This window comes from Microbacterium sp. SZ1, from assembly GCF_002362255.1.
Lineage (GTDB): Bacteria > Actinomycetota > Actinomycetes > Actinomycetales > Microbacteriaceae > Microbacterium.
The window spans coordinates 130,043-146,924 of sequence record NZ_LPVV01000002.1 but is presented as its reverse complement, the minus strand read 5'-3'; the positions used below and the strand labels follow the sequence as shown (position 1 = coordinate 146,924).

Annotated in this window: 18 protein-coding genes; 11 read left to right on the top strand and 7 right to left on the bottom strand. The window is 69.5% G+C overall.

The features are described from left to right. Positions 1 to 79 precede the first annotated feature (79 nt). Together AUC47_RS02060 and AUC47_RS02055 are read right to left on the bottom strand one after the other, a co-directional pair. Positions 80 to 910, bottom strand: a complete 831-nt coding sequence (locus tag AUC47_RS02060) for a zinc-ribbon domain-containing protein (protein WP_143740686.1) — start codon at positions 908 to 910, stop codon at positions 80 to 82. A gap of 61 nt (positions 911 to 971) precedes the next feature. After that, positions 972 to 1,943, bottom strand: coding sequence for a hypothetical protein (locus tag AUC47_RS02055; protein WP_096713573.1), 972 nt, complete (start codon positions 1,941 to 1,943; stop codon positions 972 to 974). Positions 1,944 to 2,107: 164 nt separating this feature from the next. Here AUC47_RS02055 and AUC47_RS02050 point away from each other — a divergent pair, with 164 nt between their 5' ends. After that, positions 2,108 to 2,476 (top strand): hypothetical protein, encoded by a 369-nt coding sequence (locus tag AUC47_RS02050; RefSeq protein WP_256999405.1) that lies wholly within the window; start codon positions 2,108 to 2,110, stop codon positions 2,474 to 2,476. 39 nt (positions 2,477 to 2,515) lie between these two features. Here AUC47_RS02050 and AUC47_RS02045 read toward each other — a convergent pair whose 3' ends face one another. Together AUC47_RS02045 and AUC47_RS02040 are read right to left on the bottom strand one after the other, a co-directional pair. Further along, a complete protein-coding gene (locus AUC47_RS02045) occupies positions 2,516 to 2,782 on the bottom strand; it encodes a type II toxin-antitoxin system RelE/ParE family toxin (RefSeq protein ID WP_256999404.1) in 267 nt (88 codons plus the stop codon). A gap of 45 nt (positions 2,783 to 2,827) precedes the next feature. Continuing rightward, complete coding sequence (locus AUC47_RS02040; protein ID WP_256999403.1) at positions 2,828 to 3,415, bottom strand: Lrp/AsnC family transcriptional regulator; 588 nt, start codon at positions 3,413 to 3,415, stop codon at positions 2,828 to 2,830. A gap of 150 nt (positions 3,416 to 3,565) precedes the next feature. On the opposite strand from AUC47_RS02040, the gene AUC47_RS02035 reads away from it, so the two are divergent. From AUC47_RS02035 to AUC47_RS02015, 5 genes are read left to right on the top strand one after another with little or no spacing between them, the layout of a single operon-like run. Beyond that, positions 3,566 to 5,152 carry an ABC transporter substrate-binding protein gene (locus AUC47_RS02035; protein WP_096713571.1) on the top strand — a complete coding sequence of 529 codons (1,587 nt, stop codon included), beginning with the start codon at positions 3,566 to 3,568 and terminating at the stop codon, positions 5,150 to 5,152. Between the two features lie 14 nt (positions 5,153 to 5,166). Beyond that, the gene (locus AUC47_RS02030; RefSeq protein WP_096713570.1) at positions 5,167 to 6,228 is read left to right on the top strand and encodes an ABC transporter permease; all 1,062 of its coding nucleotides are present in this window, start codon (positions 5,167 to 5,169) and stop codon (positions 6,226 to 6,228) included. After that, entirely contained in the window at positions 6,225 to 7,136 is a 912-nt protein-coding gene (locus AUC47_RS02025) for an ABC transporter permease (protein WP_096713569.1), read from the top strand. The genes AUC47_RS02030 and AUC47_RS02025 overlap by 4 nt, the downstream gene beginning before the upstream one ends. After that, positions 7,133 to 7,993 carry an ABC transporter ATP-binding protein gene (locus tag AUC47_RS02020; protein WP_096713568.1) on the top strand — a complete coding sequence of 287 codons (861 nt, stop codon included), beginning with the start codon at positions 7,133 to 7,135 and terminating at the stop codon, positions 7,991 to 7,993. The genes AUC47_RS02025 and AUC47_RS02020 overlap by 4 nt, the downstream gene beginning before the upstream one ends. Continuing rightward, positions 7,986 to 8,825: an ABC transporter ATP-binding protein gene (locus AUC47_RS02015; RefSeq protein WP_096713618.1), complete on the top strand. Its 840-nt coding sequence runs from the start codon at positions 7,986 to 7,988 to the stop codon at positions 8,823 to 8,825. Before AUC47_RS02020 ends, AUC47_RS02015 begins: the two co-directional genes overlap by 8 nt. Positions 8,826 to 8,985: 160 nt before the next feature. Here AUC47_RS02015 and AUC47_RS02010 read toward each other — a convergent pair whose 3' ends face one another. Beyond that, on the bottom strand, positions 8,986 to 9,690 hold the full coding sequence (locus tag AUC47_RS02010) for a hypothetical protein (protein WP_096713567.1): 705 nt from the start codon (positions 9,688 to 9,690) through the stop codon (positions 8,986 to 8,988). A gap of 228 nt (positions 9,691 to 9,918) precedes the next feature. Between AUC47_RS02010 and rpsF the strand changes: the two genes are divergently transcribed. From rpsF to rplI, 4 genes are read left to right on the top strand one after another with little or no spacing between them, the layout of a single operon-like run. Continuing rightward, positions 9,919 to 10,287: a 30S ribosomal protein S6 gene (gene rpsF / locus AUC47_RS02005; RefSeq protein WP_096713566.1), complete on the top strand. Its 369-nt coding sequence runs from the start codon at positions 9,919 to 9,921 to the stop codon at positions 10,285 to 10,287. A gap of 5 nt (positions 10,288 to 10,292) precedes the next feature. Continuing rightward, complete coding sequence (locus AUC47_RS02000) at positions 10,293 to 10,796, top strand: single-stranded DNA-binding protein (protein ID WP_096713565.1); 504 nt, start codon at positions 10,293 to 10,295, stop codon at positions 10,794 to 10,796. A gap of 49 nt (positions 10,797 to 10,845) precedes the next feature. After that, positions 10,846 to 11,100, top strand: a complete 255-nt coding sequence (gene rpsR / locus AUC47_RS01995; RefSeq protein ID WP_096713564.1) for a 30S ribosomal protein S18 — start codon at positions 10,846 to 10,848, stop codon at positions 11,098 to 11,100. An 11-nt stretch (positions 11,101 to 11,111) separates the two neighbouring features. Beyond that, positions 11,112 to 11,564, top strand: coding sequence for a 50S ribosomal protein L9 (rplI, locus tag AUC47_RS01990; protein ID WP_096713563.1), 453 nt, complete (start codon positions 11,112 to 11,114; stop codon positions 11,562 to 11,564). Positions 11,565 to 11,964: 400 nt separating this feature from the next. Here rplI and AUC47_RS01985 read toward each other — a convergent pair whose 3' ends face one another. Both AUC47_RS01985 and AUC47_RS01980 read right to left on the bottom strand, forming a co-directional pair. After that, on the bottom strand, positions 11,965 to 13,824 hold the full coding sequence (locus tag AUC47_RS01985) for a beta strand repeat-containing protein (protein WP_096713562.1): 1,860 nt from the start codon (positions 13,822 to 13,824) through the stop codon (positions 11,965 to 11,967). Positions 13,825 to 13,931: 107 nt separating this feature from the next. Continuing rightward, entirely contained in the window at positions 13,932 to 14,933 is a 1,002-nt protein-coding gene (locus tag AUC47_RS01980; protein WP_096713561.1) for a hypothetical protein, read from the bottom strand. 539 nt (positions 14,934 to 15,472) lie between these two features. Here AUC47_RS01980 and dnaB point away from each other — a divergent pair. Then, positions 15,473 to 16,846 carry a replicative DNA helicase gene (dnaB, locus tag AUC47_RS01975; protein ID WP_096713560.1) on the top strand — a complete coding sequence of 458 codons (1,374 nt, stop codon included), beginning with the start codon at positions 15,473 to 15,475 and terminating at the stop codon, positions 16,844 to 16,846. Positions 16,847 to 16,882: the final 36 nt, after the last annotated feature.

The following is a 16,882-nucleotide window of genomic DNA, read 5'->3' as shown; positions in this document are numbered from 1 at the left end:
AGCTCTTCCGATCCCGAGGGGGGATGGGGTGGGCAGCTGATCCCCAATCCAGCACCCACCCCCACACCTGTGGCGTCGATCACCGCAGGTAGGCGTCGACGAGCAGTTCGCCGCGGATGCCGCGGAAGGCGTCGAGCAGACGCGTGATTCCGCGCACACCGACCGACGACATCCGCAGATCGAACGGGCCGATCGGCTCGAGCGCTCCCGTACGGATCCGCACGACCTCCCATCCGGCCGCGCGCAGCGCCCGGTCCTTGCGCCGATCGGCATCCTCACGCTTGCCGACGTGCTCGAGTCCGTGGCGCCCGACCGTGTCGTACTCGACGGCGATGCGCAGTTCGGGGATCACGATGTCGGGCCACACCTCGGTGTGCCGGAAGAAGGGCCGCGACACCTTGACCGCGTTGACTCCGGTGTCGAAGAGCAGCCGGTCGGTGAGCCCTGCCCGCAGTGCAGCCTCGGCGGCGGATGCCGGCTTCGGCGCGCACACGCTGAGGAACGCGGTGCCCGACGCGAGGTCGGGCGTCTTGGTGCACAGCTCCGGTGCGCGCCGGCGAGGCGCTCGCGGGATCGCGCGCGCCTCGCCGAGGATCACGGGCTGGGGCCGCGCCAGGGTGGAGCATTCCGGACACCATGCCGAGCGCCGACGTACGCGTCCCGGTCGCTCGCGCTGCTCGGTGGGCGTCGCAGCGAAGCGATGGCCGACTGCGCACTCCCAGCACAGCAGCACGTCGGCGGCGAGGGGGATCTGCGACAGCGTCACGCCATGGTTGAGCTCCGGGTGGTACTGGCGGATCAGCTCGGGGTACGCGGCCCAGCCGGCACGGAAGGCCCCCACCTCGTAAGGCACGTCGCGGCCGCGCGAGAACTGCCTTCTCGCCCACCACTGCTGCACCGGCTCCGCCACACTCCGAAGGTAGGCGCGGGCACCGACATCGTCGTGGGTGGACGGCCCCGAATGCCGTCGACTACCGATTCACGTCGTCGGCGTCCCAGTGCAGGTCCGCCCCTTCCGGGAGGGGGAAGGCCTCGAGCGCGGGATCGGCGCAGAGCGCGGCCACGAGCTCGGCCGACCCTGCGACGACGGTCGAATCGAAGTCGATCTCGCTGACCAGCACCCACGCCCGATCCTCGGGCCAGAGGATGCTCGGGCTCTGCGCGCTCGGCGGGAACCCGTGCTGCTCGCCGGAGAAGTCGCGCCACGGCGCACGCAGGATCCAGTCGGAGTCGGTGAACTCCTCAACGCCCGCCGAGAACAGCACATACGCGCGGTCGCGGGTCTCGAACCGGGGCGCCTCCGAGATCTCCTTCGACAGGATCCCGTCATGCCATGTCGGCTTGCGGAAGACGTTGTTGAACGGGTCGTGCATGCTGCGGTCGAGCAGCGCCTGATGGGTCGGGTCGTCGCTGAGCGTGAGGAAGGCCCGCGACGGCGCGTGACCGTAGTGACCGAGGAGTCCGCCGAACCCCTCCCAGAGGGCGGCGACGCCGGCCTCGGGTGTGGTCGTCGCGGAGCGCAGGTGGGCGGCGACCCGGGCAACGACATCGGCCGGCAGCTCGCCCTCCATCGGCGCCGTGAACTCGCGACCGTCCGGCGCGATACGGCTGCGCCAGTCGCCGTCGATCGGGGTGCGCACGATCCGCTGCCACTGCGCGAGCGGATGCAGCACGGTGCCGAACGCCTCGGCGGTCTCGGCCCAGGTGGCGGGGGAGTCGACGAGGCGGTCGATGAGTTGCCGCCGCTCGGCCTCCGGCATCCGCTCCCATTCCTCGTCCGTCGGCACGGGGCGATCGGGGAGCGAACGAACGGAGGCCGGATGCAGGATGCGGGCGTACGCGGGGTACCCGTGCGGGACGACCGAGTGCATCGAGGAGTTCCACGGGTCGTCGAGCCGCTCGCGCAGCCACGCGCCGGCGGACGGGTCGGGCAACCAGTGCATACGACCCACGGTACCCGGGGCGTGCACGGGCGACGCCAGACGAAACGGATGGCGGCCGTGGAGCGCCGCGCGTTTCGTCTCGCCCGACCGGCGCGTTCCGAGCGGGCAGGAGACGCCTGGGTGCCGTGGCCGAGCGGCCCCGTGATCCACCCCATAATCGGAGGGTGAACTCCCCTGTGACGACCATTCCCTCCCTCGACGGCCGACGTTTCCGCATGGTGTCGTCGACCACCTCCGCCGTCGATCCCGAGTCGCCGAGCGAGTTCGTCTACTGGGAGAAGGACGGCGCGATCTGGGGCGACTACTCAGGCGACACCGTGACCTTCGGACGCTTCGTGGGGACCCGCACGGGCGACACCATCTGGGTGTCGTTCGTGCACGTGCTGGTCGCCGACGGAACGGTCGTCACCGGCAGTGGCGAGAGCGACCTCGAGCTGACGGATGCCGGGCTCATCCGGCTCGTCGAGCACTACGAGATGCACGGGCTGCCCCAGCTGAGCGTGTGCGAAGAGGTCGCCTCCGACGCTCGGTGAGCGAGCGCGGCGAGACGAAACGCGGTGACCCGCCCGCGGTCACCCGCCCCGCAGCTCTGCAGGGATGTCGTGGCTGTGATGACGGACGCGGAGGATGCGCATCACGTCGGAGTCTTCGCCGTAGAAGACGACATACGGGAACCGTCGCAGCGCGAGGTCGCGCAGTTCTTCGATGCCGGTTTCGACTGCGAAGCGGGGTGATCCGATCGAGGGGAACTGCGCGATGCGCCCTGATAGCTCCTGCAGCTCCACGATCAGCGAACGGAGCTGAGTGCGGGCCCGCTCGTGGCGGATGAGATCGCGCACGAACTCGCTTCGCTCGCTCAACGACCGCGGAGGGGGAGGGCGGTCTCAGCGGGGCGGGAGAGCGTCGCGGCCGGGGGACGCCGGGGTCCACCGTGTCATCCCGAGCGGCGCCGTCAGGTCGCGCTCGGGGAGGTCGGTGGGCAGCAGGTACGAGCGCCGCACGACCTCGTCGAGCACGACGACGCTCACGACCGTGCGCACCTCGGGAAGCTGCGCGATGACCCCGGTCGAGAATTCGTGGACTCCGCTGACGTCGACCGCGCGGATGAGCAGCATCGCGTCGTGCTCTCCCGTCGTGATGGCGCACCATTCGACGTCGGGCATCTCCATGACGCGATCGCGAAACGACGCCCACGCCTGCGGGTGCACCGTGACGAACACGAGGGCTCCGATCGAGAGGCCCGCCTTGGCCTGATCCACGGTCGCGCTGAACCCCGTGATCACGCCATCCTGCATCAGCGACTCGACTCGCGTGTAGGCGTTGGCGCGGGAGATGCCGACCTCCTCCGCCAGCGCGGCGATCGAGATGCGACCGTTATCGCGCAACGTGCTGAGGATTCTGTATGCGGTGTCGTCCAAAGGGGTGGCACTTCGTCCAGAATGCTGCGAAGCATCGCTGTTCTTGCTGGACATATGTCTCCTCCTGTGCGAGGTCGTGGGACAGACCGTGAGTTCGGTTGCATCCTCGCTGGACACATCGTCCCATATGATGCGAATCTGTTCACCGGTCGTCCACCCGGCATCGACCGAACCCGAATGTACTCCTCGCCTCTGGAGGCTCTCATGTCGTCACGTCGCAGCACGTCCGTCATCGCGATCGGAGCGGTCGCGCTCCTCGCGCTCGCAGGATGCTCCGGAGGAAACTCCGCGAACAACAGCGATGGCAACTCGTCGTCCGGGTCGCTCGTCATCGACACGGCGTTCTCGATCGAGACCGCCGACCCGGGCCACACCTACGACCCGACCGGCAACATGATCGCGAAGGCGCTCTACGAGACGCTCGTCGACTTCGAGGGCTCCGACGTGTCGACCCCGGTCCCCGGCCTCGCGTCCTGGGAGCAGAACGACGCCGCGACCGAGTTCACCTTCACGCTCGAGGGCGACCGCGTCTTCTCCGACGGCTCGCCGATCGAGGCGAAGGACGTCGTCTTCACGCTGCAGCGCATCCAGGGCATGGAGGACGCCAAGCCGAACTTCCTGCTCGGCGGCCTGACCATCACCGAGGTCGACGACAAGACCATCAGCATCACCTCCGAGACCCCGCTGCTGCAGCTGCCCGCGATCCTCGCGAACCCGGCGCTCGGCATCGTCAACTCCGACGTCGTGATGGAGAACGGCGGCACCACCGACGGTTCCGACTCGGCGCAGGGCTTCCTCGACGGCGAGTCCGCCGGATCCGGCCCGTTCGTGCTCGACACGCTCGACCTCTCGTCGCAGGTCGTGCTGACGAAGAACGACGAGTACAACGGCGACGAAGAGGCCGGCTACGACCGCGTCGTCGTGCGCAACGTGTCGGAGAGCGCGACCCAGCTCGCGAACCTCAAGGGCGGCGACTCCATGGTCGCGATGGACCTCAACGGCGACCAGGTCTCGGGTCTCGGCGACGGCCTCCAGGTCGACTCGGTGCCGTCCGGCCAGACGATCTTCCTGCTGCTGAACCAGTCCTCGGCCGTGGCCGGCGACCTCGCGAACGTCAAGATCGCCGAGGCGATCCGCTACGCGCTCGACTACGACGCACTGCTCGAGCTCGCCGGCGCCGGCGCCGTGCAGGCGACCGGCGTGATCCCGCCCGGATTCGAGGGTGCCCTCGACACCGGCGTGGAGCAGGACCTCGAGAAGTCGAAGGCCGCGCTTGCCGAGGCCGGCTACACCGGTCAGACCCTGAAGCTGCAGTTCCCGAACGACTACCCGGTCGGCGGCGTGGAGTTCACCCCGCTCGCCGAGCGCGTGCAGGCGCAGCTCGAGGATGCCGGCATCACGGTCGAGCTCGCTCCGGCGCCGTTCGCGACCGAGCTCGACGCGTACGTCAACGGCACCGAGGGCTTCGGCCTGTGGTTCTGGGGTCCCGACTACGCCGACTCGGCGAACTTCCTGCCCTTCGCTCCGGGGCTGAAGGTCGGCCTGCGCGCGGGCTGGGCCGCCGAGGCGAACCCCGAGATCGCGGGCATCGCCGCCGGTGCGGCCGCCGCGACCGACGAGGACCAGCGCAGCGCCGCGTTCACGGAGTTCGCCGAGGCCATGCAGGCCGAGGGTCCGTTCGTGCCGCTGATCGTCCCCGGCCGCAACATCGCCACGGCGGATGCCGTCTCCGGCGCCGTGTACAACTCGGTGTGGGAGATGGACATCGCCGAGATCCAGCCCGCCGGCTGAGAGGGCTCTGACGCATGACGACGGTGGCCGTGCAACGCCAGGCGCAGCGTCGCAGGTCGCCGCTCGTCGGCTACCTGCTGCGCCGGGTGGGCACCTCCCTGCTCCTGCTCGTGGGGGTCACGATCGTGACCTTCGCGCTCACGAACCTGGTTCCGGGCGACCCCGTGTCGGCCGCGCTCGGTGAGGGCGCGTCGCAGAACCCGGCGACGCGCGAGGCCTTCATCAAGGCGAACGGACTCGACCAGCCGTTGATCGTGCAGTACGTCATCTACATGGGGAACCTGCTCCGCGGGGACCTCGGCACATCGCTGGTGACCGGGCGACCGGTCACCAGCGATCTCGCCACCGCGGTGCCGGCGACGATCGAGATCGCGATCGGCGCGATCATCCTGAGCCTCGCCGTCAGCATCGTGCTCGGAACGCTCGCCGCCTACCGGCGCGGGCTCGTGACCGACCAGGTCATCCGGGTCGTGACGCTCATCGGCCTCAGCGTCCCGACCTTCTGGCTTGCACTCGTGAGCTTCTACGTCTTCTTCCTCGAGCTGCGGATCGCCCCGGGCTCGGGTCGCATCTCGCCATCGATCACGCCACCGCCCCGCATCACGGGGCTGTACACGGTCGACTACCTCCTGAACGGCGACGGCGTCGGCTTCTTCGACGCCCTCGCGCACCTCGCTCTGCCGGTCATGGTGCTGTCGCTCGTGACGATCGGTCTGCTCACCCGGTTCATCCGCACATCGGTGCTCGAGGTGCTGGGCAGCGACTACGTCCGCGCTGCGAGGGCCAAGGGCCTCCCCGCCATGCGCGTGATCCTCGATTATGTGCTCCGCGGCGCCTCGCTCCCGATCCTCACCGTCGTGGGCGTCGCCTTCGGATCGCTGCTCTCCGGCACCGTGCTCGTCGAGTCGGTGTTCGCGTGGCCCGGTCTCGGCACCTACGCCTACAACTCCGCCGCCAACCTCGACCTGCCCGGCATCATGGGCGTCGGTCTCGTCGTCGGCGTCATCTACCTCCTCATCAACTTCGTCGTCGATCTGCTCTACGGCGTCCTGGACCCGAGAGTGAGGATCGCATGAGCCGCATCGACTCGGCATCCGGACCCTGGCGGTTCCGCTTCCGCTGGCCGCGCGCCTGGCGTACGCCGCTCGGCGTCATCGGCACAGTGATCGCCGTCGCCTGGATCGTCATCGCCTTCACGGCCCAGTGGTGGGTGCCGTACGGCCCGAACGCCCAGGTGCTCCCTCGTCTGCAGGAGCCGGGCATCGACACGCTTCTCGGCACCGACGGCAACGGACGCGACATCTTCTCGCGCCTCATGACCGGCGCGACCGTCAGCCTTCCGCTCGCGCTCATGCTCGTGATCGCCGCCATGATCATCGGCACCACGATCGGCGCGGTCGCCGGGTACTTCGGTCGCGCGGTCGACGAGACGCTCATGCGCATCACCGACCTGTTCATGGCGTTCCCGACCGTGATCCTCGCGATGGTGGTCGCGGCATCGCTCGGCCCGTCGCTGTTCAACGCCGTGATCGCCGCGATCGTTGTGTCGTGGCCGCAGTACGCCCGTGTGACCCGCAGCATCGTCCTCGGCCTGCGCGGACAGAACTACGTCATCGCCGGGCGTCTGCTCGGTCACTCGCCCGTGCGCACGCTGTTCGTCGACATCCTCCCGAACATCGCCGGACCCATGCTCGTGCTGGCGACGCTCGACATCGGCGCGGCGATCCTGCTGCTCTCGGGGCTGTCGTTCCTTGGCCTCGGCGCGCAACCGCCGACGGCGGAGTGGGGATCGATGATCTCCGCCGCGATGCAGAACTTCGACGCCTGGTGGCTCGGCGTCTTCCCCGGTCTCGCGATCCTCACGGTCGTGCTGGCCTTCAACTTCCTCGGCGACGCGATGCGCGACGTGCTCGACCCGACGGCCGAGGTCACGCACGAGAAGCAGGCCGACCACGTCGCCTCGGCGAAGGGAGCGGCAGCATGAGCGATTCCACCGCAGCCCCGGCACTGAGCATCCGCGACCTGACGATCGAGATCGGCCGCCCGCTCGTGCACGGCATCTCGCTCGACCTGCGGGCCGGCCGCATCCACGGACTCGCCGGCGAATCCGGCTCGGGCAAGACCCTCACCTCGCTCGCGGTGCTCGGACTGCTGCCGCGACAGGCCCGCACCGGCGGCTCGATCACCCTCGCGGGGGAGGAGCTCGTCGGCCTCCGTCGGCGCGGCTTCAACCGCATCCGCGGGAAGCGCATCGCGATGATCTTCCAGGACCCGTCGGCGTCGCTGCATCCGCAGCTGCCGGTGGGCCGCCAGCTCACCGACCACATGCGGGTGCACCTCGGCCTCCGCGGCGACGCGGCGAAGAAACGGGCGATCGAGCTGCTCGAGATCGTGCAGGTGCCGAATCCGGATGCTGCGCTGAAGCGCTACCCGCACCAGTTCTCGGGCGGTCAGCGCCAGCGCATCGCGATCGCGTGCGCGCTCGCCTGCGATCCGGAGGTGCTGCTCGCCGACGAGCCGACCACGGCCCTCGACGTGACGGTGCAGGCCGGCATCCTCAAGCTGCTCCGCGACCTCGCGACTGAGCGCGACCTCGCGGTGCTGCTCGTCACGCACGACCTGGGCGTGATGAGCGCGATCGCCGACGAGGTCGCCGTCATGAAGGACGGCCGGATCGTCGAGCGCGCCGACCGCGAGACGCTGTTCCGCGACCCGCAGCACGAGTACACGCGCACGCTGCTCGCCGCGCTTCCCGGCTCGAAGGTCGAGGATGCGCCGCACGAGCCGGTCGAGCCGGTCGCGCCGACCGTGATCGTCGAGAAGGAGGATGCCGATGAGTGACGTCTCCGTGCTCGACGCGCAGGGCGTGGTCGTGCGCTACCCCGGCAATCCGCCGGTCGTGGCCGTCGACCAGGTGTCGATGCAGGTGGCTCCGGGCGAGACCGTGGCGCTGGTCGGCGAGTCCGGCAGCGGCAAGTCCAGCCTCGCCCGCGCGGTCGTCGGCATCGAGAGGATCGCGGCCGGAGAGGTGCGGTTCCGTGATGCGCCGGTCACTCCCCTCGGCATCCGTCGCCGCAAGCTCGCGCTGACCGGCATCCAGATGGTGTTCCAGGACCCTTCGACATCGCTGAACCCGCGCCGCCGGGTGGGCGACCAGATCGCCGACGGCATCGCGACCGCCCGCGCGCGCGGCGCCGAGGGCCCGCGCGTCGAGGAGTGGCTCGAACGGGTCGGACTGCCGGCGCAGGTGGCGACCCGGTTCCCGCACCAGTTCTCGGGCGGACAGAAGCAGCGCATCGCGATCGCCAGGGCGCTTGCCGCGCGGCCGTCGCTGCTCGTGGCCGATGAGCCGATCTCGGCGCTCGACGCCTCGACGCAGACCAGCGTCGCCGGACTCATGCGCGACCTCGTCGCCGAGGCCGGTGCCGGGATGCTGTTCATCTCGCACGACCTCGCGGTGGTCCGCCGCATCGCCGACCGCACCTTCGTCATGTACGCGGGGCGCGTCCTGGAGTCGGGGCCGACCGATCGCGTGTGGGCGGCGCCGCAGCATCCGTACACCCGGGCACTGCTCGCGGCGATCCCGGAACCGGACGGCGCAGGGCGCATCCCCGCCGCGCCGTCGACCGACGAGCGGATCGCCTGGTCGGAGATCCCGCCCGTCATCGGCTGACCTGCGAGTGCGCCGCGCGCGTGACGACGGAGAACGCACGCACTGCAGGACCGGATACGGCGGATGCTCCTGCACAGCGTGCGATCTCCTGCATGACGCCCCAGCGGGAAAAGCGAAGCGGGCCGGGGCGTCAGCCCCGGCCCGCTTCTTCAGCTCTCGATCAGAGCGGCGCGACGATGTCCTGCTTCACGTCCCACTCGGTGATCTCGAGGGTGGTCTCGATCGACTGACCCGCGGCCTCGGTGGCGCCGGTGGTCGCGAGCACCACGTAGTCGGCGGTGACCTCGTAGGTCATGTCGACGGAGACGCCCTGCTGCTCGGCGGTGCCCGTCAGGATGTAGACGTCCTGACCCAGGCGCGAGCCCTTGCCCGTGACGGTGAACTCGCCCGACAGGGCGCCGGCTGCGACGGCCGGGTCGGTGTCGTTCGCGGTCGCCGCGGCCTGGCTGAGGCCGGCGACGATCGGGTCCGTCGAGTTCGGGTCGGCGACCTGCCACTCGCTGGTGGAGGACTTGACCCACTCGTCGTCGCCGATCACGATGACCGAGCCCATCGGGGTCGACCATGCGACGGCGTCGTTCGACGGGTTGTACTGGGCCGTGGTCTCCATGCCGAGCACGGTCATCTTGGCGGCGTAGCCCTGCGAGTCGGTCATCGCCTCGGTGATGCATCCGCCGAGGGTGGCCCCGTCGACCGTGGCTCCCTCGGTGAGCTCCGGGCAGTCGGATGCCGGAGCGGTGCTCTCCTCCGCGGCCGGCGTGGACGACGCGGTGTCGTCCTTCGGCTCGTCCGCCGGTGCGGAACAGCCGGTGAGCAGGATGGCGGCGGCCAGGACGATGCCTGCCCCGATCTTGTTGACGCGCATGCGCGTTCCCCCTTCGGTCGTCTGTGCGCGCTGACGATCAGCACGCACCCCACCAGCATGCCAGCCCATCGCAGGCCGGCTGGCAGCAGCGCAGAGGAAACTCCGCTAGACTGACGAGGTTGTCTGCCCTCAGGCGCCCATTCGGATGCCCGGACGGACGACGTGCTACACACCCTCCTGCTTCCGGGAAAGTCCCGGAAGCCGTTCTAGTCCGAAGGAGGTGGGTAAGTGACGCACCAGTACGAACTCATGGTCATTCTGACCCCCGAGATCGACGAGCGCCAGGTCGCTCCTACGCTCGACAAGTTCCTGAAGGTCATCACCAACGATGGTGGCTCTATCGAGAACGTCGACGTCTGGGGCAAGCGCCGTTTCGCGTACGAGATCCAGAAGAAGACCGAGGGCATCTACGCCGTCGTCAACTTCACCGCGACCAGCGAGGCCACGCAGGAGCTCGACCGTCAGCTCAAGCTGAACGAGCAGATCATGCGCACCAAGGTGCTGCGCGCCGAGGAAGCTCAGGCGATGATCGCTTCCGAGGCCAAGCGCGCCGAGGAGAAGGCCGCCCGCAAGTCCGCCAAGGCAGCGAAGGCGTAAGTCTCATGGCCGGCGAAACAGTCATCACCGTGGTGGGAAACCTCACGGCCGACCCCGAACTGCGGTACACGCAGAACGGACTGCCGGTGGCGAACTTCACCATCGCGTCGACCCCGCGCAACTTCGACCGCCAGGCGAACGAGTGGAAGGACGGCGAAGCGCTGTTCCTCCGCGCGTCGGTCTGGCGTGAGTTCGCCGAGCACGTGGCGGGTTCGCTGACCAAGGGCATGCGCGTCATCGCGCAGGGCCGTCTGCGTCAGCGCTCCTACCAGGACCGTGAGGGCAACCAGCGCACCGCGATCGAGCTGGAGGTCGACGAGATCGGCCCCTCGCTCCGGTACGCGACCGCGCAGGTCACCCGTGCGGCGTCGAACGGTGGCGGCGGTGGCGGACAGTCCCGTCCCGCTCAGCAGCAGGTGTCGGAGGAGCCGTGGTCCACGCCCGGCTCGTCGACCAGCGCCGATGCCTGGAGCACTCCGGGCAGCTTCGGCGACGACACCCCCTTCTGAAACAGATCTCCGGATGCTGCGGCATCCGTCTCATAACTAAGGAAAACCAATGGCTGGAAAGTCGAGCGGCGACCGCCGCAAGCCGCGGAAGGGCGCGAAGAACGCCGCTCCCGCGAAGTCGATCCGGGTCGGTGTCATCGATTACAAGGATGTCTCCACCCTTCGCAAGTTCATCTCGGAGCGTGGGAAGATCCGCGCCCGTCGTATCACCGGTGTCTCCGTGCAGGAGCAGCGTCTGATCGCTCGCGCGATCAAGAACGCTCGCGAGATGGCTCTCCTGCCCTACGCCGGCGCTGGCCGCTGAGGGGTACCGACATGGCAAAGCTGATTCTCACGAACGAGGTCGCCGGGCTCGGAAGCGCCGGTGACGTGGTCGAGGTCAAGAACGGGTACGCCCGCAACTACCTCATCCCCCAGGGCTTCGCTACGGCGTGGACCCGCGGCGGCGAAAAGCAGGTCGCTTCGATCCAGGCTGCTCGTCAGGCCCGCGCGATCCACGACCGCGACGAGGCCGTGGCGCTGAAGAACTCGATCGAAGACACCAAGGTCCGCCTGGCCGTCAAGGCCGGCAACGAGGGTCGTCTCTTCGGTTCCGTCAAGACCGCCGATGTCGCCGACGCTGTCGCGGCTGCCGGTCTCGGTTCGATCGACAAGCGCAAGGTGCACATCACCTCCGCGATCAAGTCGGTCGGCGAGCACGAGGCCACCGTCCGTCTTCACGACGACGTGACCGCTGTCATCACCCTGCAGGTCGTCGCCGCCAAGTAAGCGACGCTCCGCGAGAACGCCCTCTGTCCCTCGGGACAGGGGGCGTTCTGCATCCCCCGTCCTTCTCTCGCCGTCCGTCGCCTCGCTCCCTGCGCCGAGACCCACCTCCCGCGTCGAAGCCCACCGTCCGCGACGTGGGGGGTGGTGGGTCTGGACGCGGGTGAGGGGTTTCGACGCAGGGGAGTCCGCGGACAGAGGGTGCGGGCGCAGGTGCGCTAGGGGAGGGGATGCCGAGGGCATGGCGGATGCCCCGTGCTGGGGACACGGGGCATCCGCGTGCTGCGCGGCGTCGCGATCCACCGGCGGGCGGGGGAGGGGTCCCCCTCCCGACGGTCCGGGACCCGCGCACCGGCGGTGCGGCGCCTCCTCCCCCGAGGACGCAGCACCACCGGGACCTGGGTCACGCGGTCAGGCGGCGACGCAGCAGCATCCCTGCTCCGAGGAGCAGCAGCACTGCGGCGAGGACGGCGAGACCCGTGGAGGAGGCGTCACCCGTCTGGGCGAGTCCCTGCGACGAACCGGCTGCCGTCATGGCTCCGCTCGACGACATCATCGATGCCGTCGTGGTGACGGTCGTGCCGGGCGTGGTTCCCGGGTCGGTACCGGGGTCAGTCCCCGGGTCCGTGCCGGGGTCCGTACCGGGGTCCGTACCGGGGTCGGTACCGGGGTCGGTACCGGGGTCGGTGCCGGGGCCGGTCACCGTGCTGTCGCCGCCGACCGAGACGGCGTTGCCGCCGAGGGTGATCGGGAGGGTGATGGGCGCGGTGATCTGGGTTCCGCCGAGGATGCCGTCGTCACCGGTGGTCACGCCACCCGTGGTCGGGCTGCCCGTGGTCGGGGCTCCGGTCGTGGAGCCGCCGGTGACCTCGCTGTCTCCGAGCACGGAGATGGCGTTGCCGGTTCCCGTCACCGGAGCGGTGATGGGCGCGGTGATCTGGGTTCCGCCGAGGATGCCGTCGTCACCGGAGGTGGTGCCTCCGGTCGAGGTGCCGCCGGTGGCCGGAGCGGCCGGAGCCGTTCCGCCCGCGACGTCGCTGTCTCCGAGGACGGAGATGGCGTTGCCGGTGGCGGTCACCGGAGCCGTGACGGGAGCGGTCACCTGCGTGCCGCTCGCGACACCGTCATCACCGTTCGTGGTCGCGCCCGTGGGCGGAGACGTCGAACCGGCCGGAGCCGCCGGCGTGGAACCGCCGTCGGTGGCGCTGTCGCCCAGGAGGGAGATGGCGTTGCCGGTGGCGGTCACGGGAGCCGTGACGGGAGCGGTCACCTGCGTGCCGCCGAGGACGCTGTCGTCGCCCGAGGTCGAGGCCTCGGTCGACGGGGTTCCCGAACCCGCGGGAGCGGCGGCGGGGGTGCCGCCTGCGACGTCGCTGTCGCCCAGGAGGGAGATCGCGTTGCCGCTGACGTTCACCGGGGCCGTGACGGGGGCGGTGACCTGGCTGCCGCCCAGGATGCCGTCTTCGCCGGTCGTGGTACCGCCGGTGTTCATGCTGCCGGCCGGTGCGGTCGCAGCCATGCCGCCCTCGCTCGAGCTGTCGCCCAGGAGGGAGATGGCGTTGCCGCTGACGTTCACCGGGGCGGTGATCGGTGCGGTGACCTGCGTGCCGCTCGCGACGCCGTCGTCACCCGAGGTGCTCGGAGCTGCGGCATCCGACGTGCCGGACCCGGATGCCGGTGCCGCGGCCTCCTGTCCGGTCGAGGCGCTGTCGCCGAGGAGCGAGAGCGAGTTGCCCGACACGGTGATCGGAACGTCGACATCGAGCAGCGCCTGCGAACCCGAGAGCACGCCGTCGGCACCGTTCGTGGTGATCGACGGGGTGGCGGCGGGGGCTGCCGGAGCGGGTGCGGGTGCTGCCGGTGCGCTCGACGAGTCGCCCGTGAGGCTGATGCCGTTTCCGCTCACCGTCACGGGGACGGTGACGGTGACGACCGCCTGGGTGCCCGACGCGACGCCATCGTCACCGCTCGTCGCCGGAGCGGGAGCGGGTGCCGGAGCGGGAGCCGGTGCGGGTGCGGGTGCGGGGGCGGGTGCCGGTGCGGGGGCGGGTGCCGGAGCCGCCTGCGCGGAGGAGTCTCCGAGCAGCGAGATCGCGTTGTCGACGATCGTGACGGGCACCGAGATGGGGGCGTCCGCCTGCGTTCCCGAGAGCAGTCCGTCTGCTCCCGAGGTGTCGGCCGCGTTGGCGGCCGTCGCGCCGAACAGGGTGACCCCGCCGGCGATGAGCGTGCCCCACAGGGCCCGCTTGAGGATGGTGCGCATGATGTCCTTCTCCTGACTGGAATCGAGTCGTCTGATGTGGGTGCGCGCGGGGTGAGTGCGCGCGCAGCACGGCATCTGTCGCTCACGAGGAGCGACCGGACGACCCGTCAGTCAGGGGAGACGTCGGTGTCGGCGACCAGCGACGTCGGCAGGACGTCGTCGGGTGCACCGGGGGTGCGCTCCACGGCACGGAGCGCGAAAGGACCCACGTCGCTGAGACGCGCGTGGGAGAGACCGGAGGAGCCACCGGAACCGGCGGACGCAGGGATGGCGGGAGAACCGCCGTGCGAGGGAGACGGGGCGTTCTCCTCGCCGGTCGCGGGCACACTCGTGGCCGGGGCGGCGGGGACGGCTACCGGCTCGAGTGCCGGGACAGCGGCTATCTCGCCCACTGCCGATGCGGGCGCACGGGTACCCCGCGCCTGCGAGCTCGACACGGCGGATGCCGCGGAATCAGGGCGATCCGCGGCGATCCCCGGGGTCGGGTCAAGGGCGACGAGCACCGGCGGAAGGGTGTTCTCGACGACCCCGCCGACGACGGCGGTGGTCTCGTCCACGACCCCGACGACGTCGTCCACGAGGGTGTTCACGCCCAGGCCATCGACGAGCTTGCCGACGATCGGCAGAGCCGACACGGCATCCTGAACCGGGCGGACGATCTGCGAGACCGGAGCCTCCTGCAGCAGGTCGGTGACCGGAGCCACGGCGGCCTGCGCCGTGTCGGTGACGGTCTCGACGACGGGCGCGGTCGCCGGTCCGACGACGGGGACGGCTGCGACGGTCTCGGTCACGGTCTCGACCACGGCGGGGGCTGCCTGCTGCACGGGCGCTGCCACGTGCTCGACGGCCGGAGCAACGACCTGGGTGACGACGGGAGCGACGACCTGGGTGACCACGGGCTGCGTGACCGCGGTCACGGTGTTGCCGACGGTGGAGACGGTCTGGCTCACGAGCGAGGAGACGCTGTCGAGAAGGGGAGCATCGGACTGCTCGTCGGCGTGAGCGGAGGAGCCACCCGTGAGGATCGTGATCGCGGCCCACGCGACAGCGCCCACGCCACCCCAGAGGACGGCGGCGGGTACGCCACGTCGGGTCGCTTGAGCGTTCACGTCGGCTTCCCTCCCCGAAAGACGATCGTTGCTGAATCCCACTTCAATGTGGGGGTGACGATACTCCCAGTATTTTGCTCTGTCTAGCCCGATCTGCTACGGCATCGATGACAGTTCGCGCACGATCTGCGGTGCCGCGAGGGCCGACGCGCCCGGTGAAATCTCCGCTTGACTTTCCCCAGGTTCTACACATGGCGGCAGTGAATCGAAGAACCTTCAATGTGCACTTGAAGCACTTTCTCATCCACAAGGTGGGGAAACGGTAAAAACCAGTTCAGCCGGGAAAAGAAAACTTCTACGACCAGTACTCCACCGGGTTATCCACACCCGTTCTGCACAGACACTCCGGACTTCTCCGCACGCTCTCCACAAGGTTATCCACAGGCCGTGTTGCGACCGAAAACACCCCCTCGTAGCGTGGTCCAGCGACCCGATGTCGGAAGCCCATGGTTTGCTGCGCAGACCGTCTTCCGACCGGAATCAGAGCGTGCCGCGAGTCGCGATGTGCGCCGGGGGACAGTCGCAGCGAAGGGAGCCGTGTGTCGATCGCCGACATCTCCGAGGAGCGCCTCGGGGGCCAGCGCAAGCCTGAGCGCACCCCGCCGCACGACCTGCTCGCCGAGCAGAGCGCGCTCGGCGGAATGCTGCTGTCGAAGGATGCCGTCGCCGATGTGATCGAGACGCTCAAAGGCGCCGACTTCTACATCCCGAAGCACGAGCTCATCTACGAGGCGATCCTGTCGCTCTACTCGCACGGCGAGCCCACCGACGTCGTGGCCGTCACCGACGAGCTCATCAAGACCGGTGAGCTGAGCCGCGCCGGCGGCGCCGACTACCTGCACACGCTCACGTCGATCGTGCCCACCGCGGCCAACGCCGGCTACTACGCGGGCATCGTCTCGGAACGCGCGATCCTGCGCCGTCTCGTCGACGCCGGCACGCGCATCGTGCAGCTCGGGTACGACGGGCAGGGCGATGCGACCGACATCGTGAACAACGCCCAGGCCGAGATCTACTCGGTCACCGGTTCGGAGACGGCGGAGGACTACGTGCCGCTCACGGTCGCGGTCGACGCCGCGGTCGAGGAGATCGAGGCGGCCAACGGGCGCGATGGCTCGATGACCGGCATCCCCACCGGATTCCGCGAGCTCGACGAGCTCACCAACGGCCTGCACGGCGGTCAGATGATCGTCGTCGCCGCCCGACCGGCCATGGGTAAGTCCACCCTCGCGCTCGACTTCGCGCGCGCGGCATCCATCGGTCACGACTACCCGTCGATCTTCTTCTCGCTCGAGATGGGCAAGAGCGAGATCGCCATGCGTCTGCTCAGCGCCGAGGGTGCGATCCCGCTGCAGAACATGCGCAAGGGAACGCTCGACCCCCGTGACTGGACGACCGTCGCCTCGACCCGCGGCCGTATCAACGACGCCCCGCTCTACATCGACGACAGCCCGAACATGACGCTCGTCGAGATCCGCGCGAAGTGCCGTCGGCTCAAGCAGCGCGCCGGGCTCAAGATGGTCATCATCGACTACCTGCAGCTCATGACCTCGGGCAAGCGCGTCGAGTCGCGTCAGCAGGAGGTCTCGGAGTTCTCGCGAAGCCTCAAGCTCATCGCCAAGGAGCTGCAGGTCCCCGTCATCGCTCTCTCGCAGCTGAACCGTGGACCCGAGCAGCGGCAGGACAAGAAGCCCGCGATCAGCGACCTGCGTGAGTCCGGCTCGATCGAGCAGGACGCCGACATGGTCATCCTGCTGCACCGCGACTCCGTGTACGACAAGGACGTGCGCCCGGGTGAGGCCGACCTGATCGTCGCGAAGCACCGTAACGGTCCGACCGCGACGATCACCGTGGCGTTCCAGGGTCACTACTCGCGCTTCGCCGACATGGCTCCGGGCGGCGACTTCAACTGAGTCGTACCGGCACGGACTGGCGAGTCCCGGCGCCGA

Bases quoted from the DNA above. Each gene is read 5' to 3' on its own strand.
- AUC47_RS02025 (WP_096713569.1), top strand. From the start codon at position 6,225: ATGAGCCGCATCGACTCGGCATCCGGACCCTGGCGGTTCCGCTTCCGC.
- rplI (WP_096713563.1), top strand. From the start codon at position 11,112: ATGGCAAAGCTGATTCTCACGAACGAGGTCGCCGGGCTCGGAAGCGCC.
- AUC47_RS02030 (WP_096713570.1), top strand. From the start codon at position 5,167: ATGACGACGGTGGCCGTGCAACGCCAGGCGCAGCGTCGCAGGTCGCCG.
- AUC47_RS02000 (WP_096713565.1), top strand. From the start codon at position 10,293: ATGGCCGGCGAAACAGTCATCACCGTGGTGGGAAACCTCACGGCCGAC.
- AUC47_RS02040 (WP_256999403.1), bottom strand. From the start codon at position 3,415: ATGTCCAGCAAGAACAGCGATGCTTCGCAGCATTCTGGACGAAGTGCC.
- AUC47_RS02015 (WP_096713618.1), top strand. From the start codon at position 7,986: ATGAGTGACGTCTCCGTGCTCGACGCGCAGGGCGTGGTCGTGCGCTAC.
- AUC47_RS02010 (WP_096713567.1), bottom strand. From the start codon at position 9,690: ATGCGCGTCAACAAGATCGGGGCAGGCATCGTCCTGGCCGCCGCCATC.
- AUC47_RS02035 (WP_096713571.1), top strand. From the start codon at position 3,566: ATGTCGTCACGTCGCAGCACGTCCGTCATCGCGATCGGAGCGGTCGCG.
- AUC47_RS01985 (WP_096713562.1), bottom strand. From the start codon at position 13,824: ATGCGCACCATCCTCAAGCGGGCCCTGTGGGGCACGCTCATCGCCGGC.
- AUC47_RS02020 (WP_096713568.1), top strand. From the start codon at position 7,133: ATGAGCGATTCCACCGCAGCCCCGGCACTGAGCATCCGCGACCTGACG.
- rpsR (WP_096713564.1), top strand. From the start codon at position 10,846: ATGGCTGGAAAGTCGAGCGGCGACCGCCGCAAGCCGCGGAAGGGCGCG.
- AUC47_RS02055 (WP_096713573.1), bottom strand. From the start codon at position 1,943: ATGCACTGGTTGCCCGACCCGTCCGCCGGCGCGTGGCTGCGCGAGCGG.